The sequence below is a fragment of the Methanospirillum stamsii genome (assembly GCF_003173335.1).
Classification (GTDB): domain Archaea; phylum Halobacteriota; class Methanomicrobia; order Methanomicrobiales; family Methanospirillaceae; genus Methanospirillum; species Methanospirillum stamsii.
In genome coordinates, this window is record NZ_QGMZ01000021.1 from 1 (window position 1) to 15,041 (window position 15,041).

Below are 15,041 nucleotides of genomic sequence, written 5' to 3' on the forward strand. Positions count from 1 at the left end.
CCATATTTCTCCATGATTATAAAATTTTGATGCCATCCATACCTGGCATCCGGTAATCAGAACTGGGTGTATCATAAGATAATAAGGCTCATGAAAAGAGCAATAACCCATTAGATTTTTTGGTAAACATTTAATTAGAGTGATGAAGTATAGAGATACATTCCACAATTGGACCGGAATAATACCACCACGATTACATTAGTTTATCACATCCCTGTACCTACAAAAAAGAAGCAGAATATCCGGATTATTCTCCCATCCGATAGTAGTCTGGATGTATGGCCGAACGGACAGACAATGCAGGTATAATCGAATCAAAACATGATATCAATTATCTATGCAGATGATAAAGTTGGCCTGCTCCGCTTAGGGAAACAAATCCTGGAGCAAAATGATGAATTTTCCGTTGATACCTGCATAACGATACAGGAAAGCCTGGAAAAGATTATCCATCATACCTATGATGTTATCATATCCGGATTTTCGAAACCTGGCATAGACGGGATTGCACTTTTAAGAGCAGTCAGGGAGAGGTCAAGCATCCCGTTCATCTTTCTGAAAAGCCCTGATAATCGAGAAGACCTCCTTGAGATATTCCGAAGTAATGCAGATATTTTTCCCTGGAAAGAAGGCGATGAGGAATCACTGTTCCTCATCCTAGCCCTGAAAATCAGACAATTAGTACAGAGAAATCAACCGGAAATCAGCGTGAGTGGTCTTAAATCCGAAGTAGAGACACTCAGGCACCGGGGGGCAATGCTTCGCATTCTCAATGAGATTATCTCTGAGGTAAATAATGCTCAAACTATCTCAGATCTCCTGGAAAAGGTCCTTGATAAGTCAATTCGTCTCTTAAACTTTGATGCAGGGGGGATATATTTCGTAGACACTGATTCACGGACGGCTCATATTGTTCATTCACAAAACCTCCCTTCCGGGTTTATTGCAGAAGTTGATGATGTATCAATCGATAAAGAACCCTATAAGACGATGTTTGTGAGAAATCAACCCCTTTTTATCGAAAATTACGCCCGGGTAAGCCCGGAGCGTTCACAGAAATATGGATTGTGCTCAATTGCAACGCTCCCCCTCATGGCAGAAGGAAAAGCCATCGGGGTGTTAAATATTGCCAGTTTTAGACGATATCTCATCAGTGATGAGGAAAAGGAGACACTCATCTCAATAAGCAGGGAACTAGGCAGTGCGATAGGGCGGCTTTTTGCCGAAGAAGAAAAAATTAAGGGTGCACAAAATATCAGAACCCTGTTTCAGTCAATCGATGATATTATCTTTGTTATCAACCTGAAAGGAGATATCGTAGCCATGAATACCGCTGCAGAGGAGAGATTATCCTATTCAAAACAGGAACTCATCGGCAGGAGTATTCTTACCATTCTTGATCCCGAAAAAAGAGAAGAAGCACTCAAATTCTATGACAAACTGATCGATGGAACCGGGAAGGATAATTCCATCCCGATCATTTCAAAGAATGGTGCCCGTATCGAGGTAGATACAAAGATTACACGGGGAAAGTGGGATGACCAGGATGTTCTCATCGGGGTGAGCAGGGATGTCACCGAACGCAGGCAATTTGAGGAAGCATTACAAAAGAGCGAACGCCAGTTAAATGAAGCACAACATCTCGCAAAGACCGGCAGCTGGGAACTGGACATCCCTGCAAACTTTCTTACATGGTCTGAAGTCATCTTTGAGATATTTGAAATTGATCCGCTTCAATTTGGTGCATCATATGAGGCCTTTTTAAACGCCATACATCCGGATGACCAAAAAGCAGTAGACGATGCCTATTCTGATTCATTACAAGAGAAAACACCCTACCAGATTGAACATCGTCTGCTCATGCCGGATGGCAGGATTAAATATGTTCAGGAACGATGCGAAACAAAGTATGATGATTCCGGAAAACCCCTGTCATCCCTCGGAACAGTCCAGGATATAACCGAACTCAAAGAGACAGAGAAGGCTCTCAGGCTATCCCAGGAAAAATATTCAAAATTATTCCTTTCCAGTCCGGATGCCATCATCATTTCAGATCTTGATAGTGGGAGAATCATTGAAGTAAATGAAGCATTTTCGCTGAACATGGAGTATACTCCTGATGAATTAAACGGAAAGAACACCATAGAACTTGGTATATGGGGCACAAAGGAAGAACGGGATAAATTAATTTCCCTAATAAAAAAACAGGGCAGAGTAAGAGGATTTGAAACGATTACCCATGCGAAATCAGGAAAGCGCTATTTCGTATCGATTTCTGCTGAAACAATTGCAATAGAAGGTAATAGGTTTCTTATCAGCACCATACGTGATATAACGAAGCGGAAACAACATGAGATAGCTCTGAAAGAAAGTGAGGAGAAATACCGGAATGTTGTTGAACAGGCCCGGGACGGTATCGTTATTGTTCAGGACCTCAATCTGGTATTTTCAAATGAAGCATTTGCCCGAATGACCGGATACACGATTAAAGACCTTACCGGACTTGATTTTCGAACGCTCTTCCCACCAGATAAACAGGAAAAGATTGCAGAGGTAATACAGAACAGACTGGCAGGAGAGTCATTACCCGGAATGTATGAAACAACTCTCCTTCGATCCAATAACTCTGAAATTCCGGTTGAGGCGATTGGAGCATTCATTACATATCATGGTGCTCCTGCAGATCTTATCATCATTCGGGACATTAGTGAGCGAAAAAGACTAGAAATTTCTCTCCTGGAAGCATTGCAAAAACTCAAAATTCTTACCGGAATAACAAGGCATGACATCATCAATGATTTGAATATCATCACCGTATCACTGGATTTAGTGCTTGGCATGGACATGTCACCACAGCAGCAGGAATATATTACCAATGCTCTTACTGCAGGAGAGACCCTGAAAAATACCATCGAATTTACCAGGGAGTATGAGGACTTCGGATCTCTGTCCAGCAGGTGGGTACACCTTGCATCTATCGTCGATGCTGCACGATCTGATGTGTATCTCGGAGAAATAACGGTTGAAATTTCTATCTCTTTGGACATTGAAATTTTTGCAGATCCCATCATCCAGAAAGTCTTTTCCACGTTATTTGATAATTCTATCAGACATGGCACTACCATCTCTGCAATCCGGGTAAAAGCACAGAAACAGAAGAAAAACCTCGTTATCGTCTATACTGATGATGGGATAGGAATTGAAGAGAAGGATAAGGAGAATATCTTCAAGCACGGGTTTGGAAAAAATACCGGAGTGGGGCTTTACCTTGTCAGAGAACTTCTATCCATCACCGGACTTAAAATTAGTGAAACAGGAAAACCAGGGGAGGGTGTCAGATTTGAAATTGTTGTCCCGAATGGAACATTCAGATTTCAAAAGCATTAACTACCGAGGTTATAAAGTATTGCCAAAAACTCTCCTGGTCACGATAATATAGAAATTACGTGCGAATACTCGATTTGTGGCCCTCATTTTTCCCAAATCGAACTATCTGCACAATAAAAGACTCCCGGATGATAATCAATGAACTCACGTTAAAATCTGGAGGCAATAAATGTAACCTGGACTCTGTAAGTTTTGCGAAGGAACCATGATAGAAAGAAAAACTACAATACACTGCCCATGTTCCGGATCAAGTAATCATTATTAAGGATGTGGCTGTTTATATGTACAAACGATGTGGGATAACAAAGGTTTTCTTATAATGTCTCATATCAAACCGATAAAATCATGGATGATGGTTATGTCGGAACAATTTATGTCTGCCCTTTTACAACATGAAAAATCGAAATTTCTGCCATATTTTACTGATTTGAATGAAAACGTATTATAGCAAAAAATACCTTAAATGCTTATGAAATTATCTGAAATTCCATCTGATATTCATTCAAAAATTATCCCGCATTATCACATTACTACGATATGGATCTTCGGTTCAGCAGTCCGTGATGATTTCTCTGATGAAAGTGACATAGACATGGTTGTAGAATTCGAGCCTGATGCACCAATAACCCTACTTACTCTTGCCTCATTACAGAGCGAACTGGAGAAGTCGTTCGGAAGAAAGGTGGATTTAATCACCCGGAAAGCAATCGATGATTTTATGAACCCAATTCTCAAGCAAGAGGTATTATCATCTATGGTGAAAATGTATGGAACGTGATATTTCACTCCTTGTTGATATCAAAACGATGTGTTCTGATGCCATCTCCTTTCTTGGAGATCGAAGTAAAGAAGAGTTACAACAGGATCGGCAATTACAGTATGCCCTCATCCGGTGCCTGGAAGTGATTGGTGAAGCAGCAAAACTGATATCACCAGATACAAAAAAAAATTTCTAAATGATAAACTCATTTACCCTGCCGGACAATACATCATTTACAAAAAAAGTTTAAAGGGATTCTGCACTCGTGTTTGAGGCACAATATAAGCAATCTTCACAATGTCCTTCTTTATATGGCTCAGTTGGATCCGGATTCTCTTTTATAAATTCTGCAAGTTTCTTTACCCCGACATCTGTTGACATAAGCCCGGCACCGGAGATTATATACTCATGACAAAGGTTTGGATCATCACAGAGCTCGGTTCCATGAACCCCGATATACCATTCAGACTGATTGACCTTCAGCCCACAATCACACACAGCATAGGGAGATGCCAGACGGTCGGTGGAAATATCAGCATTGATATCCTGGGGCAAAACCGTACAGGGAGCATCCCAGCAATCTGCCCAGACGCCTTCTCCGGTCTCATTCATACATGGTTTCAGATACACGTCTCCGGAATAACCATAGGGAGTATTGTTCGGATCAATCTCATTCTTTGGAAGCGGAGCTGCATGGGCGAAAGAATACGTGGAGGTAATCTGTCCGACTGAATACCCGGCCTTTATCATCCAGTCACCATACTCGTCCATGTAAATACCGACCGGCTCCCAGGTATCACAGGATTTGCCAATTGACGGACCCTTCTCTACCGTACAGGAACACCGCATCTTCGTTGGATCATCCTGATCTGGGACACAAAATGCAGTATTACACAGAGCATACGGCTGTGTGCATATACTGGAAAATAATCCTTCCTCTTCATCAGAAGATGAAGACACATCAGCATTCTCATCGAGACTTTCATCCACACTCTCATTAACACTCTCATCATCAGTTTCTTCCGCACACACAACGGAAAAAATACCGAAAAAAAGCAATACACCTAAAAATAAACAAGCGGTAATGTATTTCATAGTCAAACCTCAACCAGAAGAGGTAATAAGCAATCTTCTCACGTACTATAAAAAATATCGCAACTGAGTTTTTCATAATCCGGATGAAGAATGAGCGGGAAAAATACCTGTAAGAGATTCAAATGAGCAATATTAACAACAAACAGGTATGACTAAGTAATAATGACTCCTCTTGTTTACCTCTATGTCCATGATACCATGGCAGACTGGGAACCGGCTTTTCTTCTCCCTGAACTTGTATCAGGCCGGTTTTTTAAAGATCCGGACCAGCGGTACCAGTCCCGTCTCTGTGGCCGGACATTAGATCCGATAACCACCATGGGAGGAATCAAACTTGTCCCGGAGATAACATTCGGCGACATACAGCCGAAACAGGGCAACGTCCTCATCCTTCCCGGATCAAATACCTGGATGGATCCGGTGCAGGACCAGGTGCTTGAAAAAGTCAGGGGATTTCTTGAAACTGATATTTTAACCGGTGCAATCTGCGGAGCCACCATGGGACTTGCACGAGCCGGACTCCTCAATAACCGGCCACATACCAGCAATGACCTTGCAGTGCTCAAAACCTATTGTTCCGGATACACCGGAGATGAGTATTACATCTCAAAACCTGCAGTCACCGACGGGAATCTCATTACCGCATCCGGTTTTGCAGCGGTTGAGTTTGCCTATGAAATACTGAAAAAACTTGGAGTCATGCGGGAAGAAACAATTACCGCATGGTACAATCTGAACGTCCAGAAAAAACCTGAATACTTTTACCAGCTCATGGATTCACTGAAAAAGTAAGTCCTACCCCCGGGAGAATCCTACGGCATTATATATCATATTAAAAATATCCGTAATTCTTTCATAATCAGGAAGAATAGGATTATTTTAAATAATTTTTAAATTCTTCTACTGGAATTGTTTTTGGTTTAAAGAAACGTACTTTTTCAAGTTCATGAGGTATCCGGTAATTTTGTAGAGTTTTAATAATAGTTAGATACGAATGTTTTTCAATACAATCAAAAAATACACACGTGTCAAGAAAAACTGATTTTACCATTGAATGGATTTGAGGCGATTCATCTTGTCATCAAATTCTTCTTTTGTCACAACGATTGCAACCATGCCTCTCTGTGTTGCTCCTCCATATGGCAGCATACCTCTTTTATACGGTTTACCAATATTTTCTTTGGGATCAACCTCTCCGGACATATATAATAATTGCAATTATCTGACATGAAAGTAACTCAGAAATAACAAAAAATACTATTACCAGATTATGAATTCACTCGGAAAGTAAACCCTAACCCCTGGAATTCAGCAATGACCTAATATGCCATTGAATTCCATACGATGATAGACAATTATATAGAGAGATCTCTGTAAGATGCGACATAGGATTTTAAAAGCAATCCCAACGAGGTATTTCACATACGAATCAAAGGAAAACTATCTGTAATCCTTCCCATTTATGAATATTCGAAGATGAAGGAGGATCTTCACAAAACCTAAAGGAGAAATATGACCGCAATCCAGATACATTCAGCCCTTCCTTCTATTATTGACCAGATTACCTATAATTTTGCCCCGACAAGTATCATTCTCTTTGGAAGTTATGCACTTGGGTATCAACAGAAAGACTCAGACCTTGACATTATGGTGGTGCCCCCATACAAAGGAAAAAGTCTGGATAAATCAGTAGAGATACTATCATCGCTTTATCCTTATCCTGATGTTCCAGTCGACCTGATTGCCATAAGTCCGGAAGAGATGTCCAGAAGATATCATGAAGGAGATCCTCTCATCCGTGAAGTATGTACATCCGGAGTGATTTTATATGAACAAGACGGCCCTTGAATGGCAGCAAAAAGCAAATAATGACCTCCTAACAGCAGAGCGGAGATCATCGTCTTAGATAATCCAAATTATGAGTAATAATTTTTAACCGGCCATCTGATTACAGGATTTGACCCTTCACCAAACACCTCTTTCCTCCCGGACACCTCACAGGCATGACAACTCTTAAGCAAAACAGCCATCAGGTTTTTTACCTATAAATATCAATATCCCAGATACCGGAGATCTAAAACCCCACGAACCAGTATCTGTAATTATTAAAATTTTAAGATACATCAAGAGGAGAGCCAGAAATTACAGAATAACAAAACCTTCAGAACAGTCATTGACGAGTATTTATAATTTTTTGTTCAGGCTGGTTACATGACCGATGAAATACGGGTTCTCTATGTCGACGATGAAGAATCACTCCTTCATATAGGCAAAATATTCCTGGAACGACAATCCGGATTAAAAGTAGATACATCAATCTCTGCCACACAGGCACTTCACCTCCTTGAAAAAACCAGATTTGACGTCATCGTCTCCGATTACATGATGCCCCGGATGGATGGTATAGAATTTTTAAAAAAAATACATACATTACACCTCGATATTCCGTTTATCCTGTTTACCGGGAGAGGCCGCGAAGAAGTCGCAATAGAGGCTATCAACAACGGTGCTGATTTCTATCTCCAGAAGGGAGGAGATCCCAAAGTTCAGTTTGCTGAACTTGATCACAAGATTCACCAGGCAGTAGCCAGAAAACGAACCGAACATGAACTCATTGAATCAAAAAAACAACTCTCTGATATCATAAACTTCCTTCCGGATGCAACGTTTGCCATCAACCGGGATGGCATCATCATCTCATGGAACCGGGCCATTGAAGACCTGACCGGACTCTCTGCTGACCAGATGCTTGGAAAAGGCAATTATGAATATGCTCTGCCTTTTTACGGGGAAAGACGGAAGATCCTCATAGACCTTATCTTCGAATCTGAGGATAAGATAGCACAAAGATACTCCCATATCATCAGACAAAAAGACCAATTAATAGCAGAAACTACACTTAACCTGCAGGAAAGGGGAAGGGCCACATTTGCATTAAAAGCAAGCACACTCTATGATAGTTCAGGTGAGATTGTCGGAGCCATCGAATCAATCAGAGACATAACCGAACAGAAACAGGCAGAAGAAAAACTCCATAATGCATATGAACAGATAGCACAGCGGGAAGAAGAACTTCACTCCCAACTGGAGATGCTTGCCGAAAGTGAGAAGAAGACCCGGGAAAGTGAGACAAAATTTCGTTCAATATTTGAAAAATCCCTTGATGCATTCATGCTCACCGAAGATGGCCGTCTGGTAGATTGTAATGAAAAAGCCCTCCATCTCTTTGGATACCACGATTATGAAGAGATGAAAGATATGCAAAGTTTTGAAGCTTCTCCAAAATTCCAACCGGACGGAGAAGATTCAAAAACAGGGGCTGAAAAACACATTCAAAAAGCCTTTGAACTCGGAGAGGATAAATTTGAATGGATCCATAAAAGAAAGGACGGGAGCACATTTCCCGCAGAAGTTCTCCTCTTTTCCTTTGAAATAAATGGAAAGAAGTATCTTCAGTCATCTATCCGGGACATAACCGAACGAAAACTTGCAGAGATTGCTATTCAGGAGAATGAAGAAAACTACCGGAACGTGATTGAATATTCTCCATTCGGGATGCATTTTTACGAACTCTTAGATAATGGCGATCTCATCTTCACCGGTGCAAACCCTGCTGCTGATACCATCCTGGGCATGGATCACAGCCTGCTTATCGGAAAACCATTGGAAGAGGCATTTCCTGGTCTTGTGGACACACAAATACCAAAGAAGTATCGCCAGATAGCAAAAGAAGGCGGATTCTGGCATGATGAACAGACATATTCTGATTCAGGGGAGATTCATGGCTCATATACCATGCAGGTCTTTCAGATTCAGCCGGGAATAATCGTCGCTGCCTTTTTTGACATCACCGAACTGAAACGGGCAGAAAACGCATTAAAAGAGAGTGAAGAAAAATATAGAAAACTCTTTGAAGAGAGCAATGATGCCATCTTTATTGCTGATACCACCACCCGAAAATTTACCGATTGCAACCGGAAGGCCGAACTATTGACCGGATATTCCAAAGAGACCATCCTTTCCATGGTTGTAGATGAACTGCACCCTGAAGACCTCCGGCCGGAAATCATCCATGCATTCAAAAAATTCGTGGATGGATATACCGAGAGTATTGAATCATGTATTCTTACCCGTGAAGGCAGTGCGGTTCCGGTATCAATTAATGCCTCAGTGGTTGTTATTGGAACGAAAAAATATCTCATCGGAATAACACGGGACTTAACCCTGCAAAAAGAGATAGAGAATGCCTTCCGGGAAAAAACCATTGAAGTTGACAAATTCTTCAACATCAGTCTTGACCTCTTCTGCATTGCTGATACCAATGGAATATTTCACCGGTTAAATCCTGAATGGGAGAAGACTCTTGGGTATAATCTCTCCGAACTAATGGGAAAGCGATTTTTGGATTTTGTCCATCCGGATGATATACAAAAGACAATTGACCAAGTTTCAGATTTACGTGATCAAAAGGAAGTAGTCAATTTTGTAAACCGGTACCGGCACAAAGACGGTACATACCGATGGATTGAGTGGCGATCTGTTCCACGAGGGGAGCGGATTTTTGCAGCAGCCCGCGATATAACCCACCATTACCTTGAAGAATACTACATGGCAGGTCTGAATTCACTCAAACAGGATCTGCTTGTTATGCAATCCCTCGATGAAAAACTGAAAAAGATAACGGAATGTTCAAAAACCCTGTTTAATGCAGATTGTGCCAGGATATGGATTGCAAAACCTGGCGACCGCTGTAATGAGGGATGTAATTACTCAAAACCTCCGGATACCAGTTGTGATATCTCTGTTTCATGCCTCCACCTGGTTGCTGATTCGGAAAAGGACACCTGCCTGACCAGAAAAGATGACCGGATACCGTTTGGTGTATCCATAATAGGAAAGATAGCAACCGGCACCTCCCCTTCCATTATCATCCCGGACGTGAGCAATTCTCCGCCGGAGTTGGAATCAGACCTGACCGGAATGCCTGAACATACTTCGTTTGCAGGATTTCGGCTTCTCTCATCAGACGGAAATCTTCTCGGCGTACTTGGTATGTTTAGTAGTGAGGAGATAAGCGAAGAAAAATCCGTCTTTTTACACAATCTCGCATCCACAACGTCCCAGGTGATACAGACATCACAAGCGGAAGACGCCCTTCGTGAGAGTGAAGAAAAATTCAGACAACTCATAACGCTAGCTCCTGTTCCCTTCTGCCTGGTAACTTCAGGAGATATGATTGAGTACTGTAACGAACGTTTTGTTAAAACCTTTGGGTACACGGTTGATGATATCCCCACCTTACACAACTGGTGGGAACGTGCATATCCTGATGAAGTATACCGCCAGGAAGTCATGAATAATTGGATATCCCGGGTAAAGGAGGCATCTAAAGAGGGAGGTGACATTGAATCTTCAGAATATTATATCACCTGCAAAGACGGCACGACAAAAAATGTCCTCATCGGCGGAATAGCAATTGAGAACATGTACCTGGCCGCTTTTATCGACATTACCGAGCAAAGACAGGCTGAAGAAGCACTCAGGGATAGTGAATCACGATACCGGACCATTATTGAAAATATGCAGGATGCATTTTTCAGGATTGATAAGAATAGCCGGATTATTATGATAAGTGGATCTGCAGCCCGGATGCTTGGGTATGGATCAGAAGATGAACTGCTCGGCCTTTCGGTGTTATCAATCTGGCATAATCCTGATGACCGGAAACGGTTCATAAAAACCATGAAAGAGAATAATAACGTAGTACATGACTATGAAGCAGATTTTGTCAAAAAAGACGGGACCAGATTTCCAATCTCGATGAGTGCCCATATCAATTATGATAGTCAGGGTAACTTTACCGGAACCGAAGGACTCGTTCGTGATATCACCGAACGGAAAAAGGTTGAAGAAGCCCTGTTACTTACCAATAAAAAACTGAATCTTCTTTCAAGTATCACAAGGCATGATATCAACAACCAGCTCCAGATCCTATTAGGATATCTGGAGATTTCAAAATCATACCTCTCTGAACCTTCAGAACTTAAATCGGTCATTGCAACAGAGGAGAGGGTTGCTCATACCATAGCACGTCAGATAAGGTTTACCAAAGACTATGAAAACATGGGAGTTGCACTCCCTCTCTGGCAGAACGTGGCACTAATTATTGCAGATGTGATAAAAGATCTGCCAATCAGGGATATCAGTATCACCGTCGAAGAAAAAACCCTTGAGATCTTTGCAGATCCCCTCCTTGAGAAGGTTTTTTACAATCTCATAGAAAATGCCCTGAAATACGGCGGAGATACCATGACAGAGATCCGTATTTTCAGCAGACAGGAAAGAAATTCCCTGTATCTATTTGTAAAAGATAACGGATCCGGAGTTACTCCGGATGATAAACTGCAACTTTTCACCAAGGGATTTGGTAAAAATACCGGGCTTGGCCTCTTCTTATCAAAGGAGATCCTGACCATTACCGGTATCAGCATTACCGAGAACGGTATCTTTGGAGAGGGTGCCCAGTTTGAGATTTTGGTACCGGAAGGAGGATTTCGCATCCTTCGGATGAAAAACACATAGTCACTAGCAGCACACCCGGTTTTTTCCGAAAAACTGGCATCGGACTGACTGATTTTTCTTTATCAACAGGGGTTAAAACCTAAAAGTTTAACACCTTATATGGAGAGCTATATCATATCACACTCATGCCAGACTCCCCCCTTTCTATTCTCTATGTGGATGATGAATCTCTGAATTTGATTGCAACCAAAGAATATCTGAAGTCACGGGGATTCATTGTAGATACTGCACAGTCCGGAACTGAGGCGCTTTTAAAGACAACCGAGCACCAGTATGATGCCATCATCTCCGATTACCAGATGCCAGGCATGGATGGTATCGGACTGGTAAAGGAGATCCGGAGCAGGGGGCTGGAAACTCCGTTTTTACTATTCACCGGACGGGGAAGAGAAGAGGTTGTCATAGAGGCAATAGACAGCGGGGTGGACTTTTATGTTCAGAAAGGAGGCAATCAGGCCTCACAATTCAAGGAACTGATCCATAAGATTGGGATTGCCGTCCAGAAAGTCCGTGATAGCAGAGCTCTCCAAAAGAGTGAACTGAGATTTCGTTCGCTCATTCAAAACTCATCAGACATTATCAGAATTCTTGACCGGGACGGAATTATCCGGTTTGACTCTCCATCCTCTGCAAAAATCCTCGGGTACCCGGAAGGCTCGCTCATTGGCAGATCTGCCTTTGATTTTATTCATCCGGAAGACCGGGAACAGGTCTGGTCGGACTTTCAGGATGTCTGTAATGACAGAAATAACCATGAACCTACAGAATACCGTCTGAAAAAAGAAGATGGAACATATCTCTATGTTGAATCGGTCGCTCTATCTCTCCTTGATAACCCGGAGATACAGGGTATTGTAACAACCACCCACCCCATTCATTCCCTGAAAATGGCTGAATTCAGGATGAAAAAGGTAACTGACGATCTTGCAGCAGCATATGAGGAACTGGCATCGAATGAGGAGGAACTCAGGGTAAGTTTTGAAATGCTGAAAGAGCAGGAACTGGCCCTTTCAGAGAGTGAAAGTAAATTCCGGAACATGGCTGAGCGATCCTCTGACCTGATAATCCTCATTGATAAAAACTTCCTCCCCGTTTATATCTCCCCTTCCGCCCCCTCGATTATCGGGTATGAGTTGGATGATTTTATCGGAAAAACTGCATCGTACTGGGCACAGACAATATTCTCCCCAATGGGCCCGGAATTTCTCAATTATGCCCACCGGACCATGAAAGGGGAATCTTTCTCAAACCTTGAGCTGAAGATCCGAAAAAAAGACGGCTCACTCGCATATATCAGTGGAAGTGCAGTTCCAACCGTTCACGAAGGCATCATTACCGGAATTCAGATATCAATGCGGGATATCACAAAGGTTAAAACTGCCGAACTGGCACTCCGGGAGAGTGAAGAAAAATTCCGCCGTTTTGCCTCCAATGCCCGCGACATCATCTTCCGGATGTCACTACCGGATGAAAATTACGAGTATGTAAGTCCTGCATTAGAACAACTCACCGGTTATACTCCGGAGGAATTCTACGAAAACCCGGCATTATTTAGCACCCTGATTCATCCGGACTTTACAGAGTATGTAGAAAAACAGAAAAGAGATCTCCGGAACGGTCAGGTGCCTGCTACGTATGAGTTCAGGATAACTGACCGGTCAGGAAACACCCGGTGGTTAAACCAGAGAAATGTCCTTGTCACGGATAGCCAGGGAACTCCGGTTGCCCTTGAAGGCATCGTAACCGATGTCACCATACAGAAAAACACCGAGTTAAAACTCCGGAGAAGTGAACAACGGTTCCTTGCAACAACCATCAATGCCGGATTCTGGGTTTGGGAAGTGGATGCAGACGGGACATATACCTACTCAAGTCCTGCAGTGGAAGCAATCCTGGGGTTAAAACCGGAGGAGATTGTCGGAAAAGTCCGGTTTTTTGAACTCTTTGAACCATCTGTACTGGAAGAACAGATTGAAGTTGCCAAAAAATTATTCGGCTCACAAAAACCCTTCTCAGATTTTATCAATCTGAACCAGCATAAAAATGGGAAAACCATCATCCTGAAGACCAGTGGCACACCGGTGTTTGATGAACAGGGAACCTTTACCGGATATTGCGGGGTTGACCAGGACATAACCACAGAAAAGGAGGCAGAAGAAAAGATACGGGAGAGTGAGGCACGGTACCGGTTACTTGCAGATAATGTCCATGATGTCATCTGGACTACCGATGAACGAATGAGAATCACCTACATCTCACCTTCTGTCACCGACTTACTTGGGTATACTCCTTCTGAAATGCAGAAGTTGCGATTTAAAAACATTCTCTCCCCCCAATCCTATGAACGGATAGTCAGTCATCATTATTTGTGGATGGACCAACTTATGGACAACAAACGCGTTCCTGACAAAACAGTTGTAGAATTAGAGTTCATCCGCAAAGATAAGACCCGTGTCTGCACAGAGATAATGATACGGCCGGTCTATTCAGGAGATCTCTTTTCAGGCTTTGTCGGTGCTGCACGGGACATAACACGAAGAAAGCACACTGAAAGAGCTTTAAAGGTTGCAAATCACCAGCTCAGCCTGCTGACCAGCGTCACCAGGCACGATATCCTCAATAAAGTCTCGGTAATTTTTAGTTATCTCTCTCTTGCTGAACTTGAATACCTGAGTCCAAAAACTGCTGATTACCTTCGGATTATTACCATGGCTACCGAAGATATTCAGTCGAATATTGAATTTACCCGGGTGTACCAGGACTTAGGCTCACAAGAACCCCAGTGGTTTATCCTTGATTCAGTGATGCCAAGGTCGGTCCCGCCAGTCTCTATTCATTACACAACAGAACTTCACCAATTCTCGTTATATGCAGATCCCATGCTTGAAAAAGTCTTTTTTAACCTTCTCGATAATTCCATCAGGCATGGAGAATCGGTATCTGACATCCAGGTTTCAGCACATGATTCAGAACAGGGGCTTATCATCACCTGGGAAGACAATGGAACCGGCATCCCATTTGATCAAAAAGAAGAGATTTTTGAACGCGGTGTCGGGAAAAATACCGGATTCGGACTGTTTTTGGTCAGAGAGATATTGCTTCTTACCGGCATTACCATACAGGAGACCGGAGTTCCGGGAAAAGGAGCCAGGTTCGAGATAAAGGTACCAAAAGGAGTATACCGGATAATTTCATAACTCCCCTGCCAGGTGAGTGT

General features: G+C 42.5%; 9 protein-coding genes. 7 read left to right on the forward strand and 2 right to left on the reverse strand.

Translation table 11 applies throughout. The annotated features are described in order from the left end of the window. The first annotated feature begins 321 nt into the window (after nucleotides 1-321). The 3 genes from DLD82_RS11070 to DLD82_RS11080 all read left to right on the forward strand — a co-directional run bounded on the left by DLD82_RS11070 (nucleotide 322) and on the right by DLD82_RS11080 (nucleotide 4,343). Nucleotides 322-3,387 carry a PAS domain S-box protein gene (locus DLD82_RS11070; RefSeq protein ID WP_109941189.1) on the forward strand — a complete coding sequence of 1,022 codons (3,066 nt, stop codon included), beginning with the start codon at nucleotides 322-324 and terminating at the stop codon, nucleotides 3,385-3,387. A gap of 469 nt (nucleotides 3,388-3,856) precedes the next feature. Next, nucleotides 3,857-4,165, forward strand: a complete 309-nt coding sequence (locus DLD82_RS11075; protein WP_109941233.1) for a nucleotidyltransferase family protein — start codon at nucleotides 3,857-3,859, stop codon at nucleotides 4,163-4,165. Next, nucleotides 4,155-4,343: a HepT-like ribonuclease domain-containing protein gene (locus tag DLD82_RS11080; protein WP_109941190.1), complete on the forward strand. Its 189-nt coding sequence runs from the start codon at nucleotides 4,155-4,157 to the stop codon at nucleotides 4,341-4,343. Before DLD82_RS11075 ends, DLD82_RS11080 begins: the two co-directional genes overlap by 11 nt. A gap of 50 nt (nucleotides 4,344-4,393) precedes the next feature. On the opposite strand, the gene DLD82_RS11085 is transcribed toward DLD82_RS11080, so the two are convergent. Next, the gene (locus DLD82_RS11085; RefSeq protein ID WP_109941191.1) at nucleotides 4,394-5,242 is read right to left on the reverse strand and encodes a hypothetical protein; all 849 of its coding nucleotides are present in this window, start codon (nucleotides 5,240-5,242) and stop codon (nucleotides 4,394-4,396) included. A 162-nt stretch (nucleotides 5,243-5,404) separates the two neighbouring features. Here DLD82_RS11085 and DLD82_RS11090 point away from each other — a divergent pair, with 162 nt between their 5' ends. Further along, a complete protein-coding gene (locus tag DLD82_RS11090) occupies nucleotides 5,405-6,034 on the forward strand; it encodes a type 1 glutamine amidotransferase family protein (protein ID WP_109941192.1) in 630 nt (209 codons plus the stop codon). A 252-nt stretch (nucleotides 6,035-6,286) separates the two neighbouring features. Here the strand turns inward: DLD82_RS11090 and DLD82_RS18625 are convergent, their stop codons facing one another. Beyond that, nucleotides 6,287-6,445, reverse strand: a complete 159-nt coding sequence (locus DLD82_RS18625; protein ID WP_181391387.1) for a hypothetical protein — start codon at nucleotides 6,443-6,445, stop codon at nucleotides 6,287-6,289. A 309-nt stretch (nucleotides 6,446-6,754) separates the two neighbouring features. Here DLD82_RS18625 and DLD82_RS11095 point away from each other — a divergent pair, with 309 nt between their 5' ends. The 3 genes from DLD82_RS11095 to DLD82_RS11105 all read left to right on the forward strand — a co-directional run bounded on the left by DLD82_RS11095 (nucleotide 6,755) and on the right by DLD82_RS11105 (nucleotide 15,021). Then, the gene (locus tag DLD82_RS11095) at nucleotides 6,755-7,090 is read left to right on the forward strand and encodes a nucleotidyltransferase family protein (protein WP_109941193.1); all 336 of its coding nucleotides are present in this window, start codon (nucleotides 6,755-6,757) and stop codon (nucleotides 7,088-7,090) included. Nucleotides 7,091-7,453: 363 nt separating this feature from the next. Further along, complete coding sequence (locus DLD82_RS11100; RefSeq protein ID WP_109941194.1) at nucleotides 7,454-11,824, forward strand: PAS domain S-box protein; 4,371 nt, start codon at nucleotides 7,454-7,456, stop codon at nucleotides 11,822-11,824. 125 nt (nucleotides 11,825-11,949) lie between these two features. After that, nucleotides 11,950-15,021, forward strand: a complete 3,072-nt coding sequence (locus DLD82_RS11105; RefSeq protein WP_109941195.1) for a PAS domain S-box protein — start codon at nucleotides 11,950-11,952, stop codon at nucleotides 15,019-15,021. Nucleotides 15,022-15,041 lie beyond the last annotated feature (20 nt).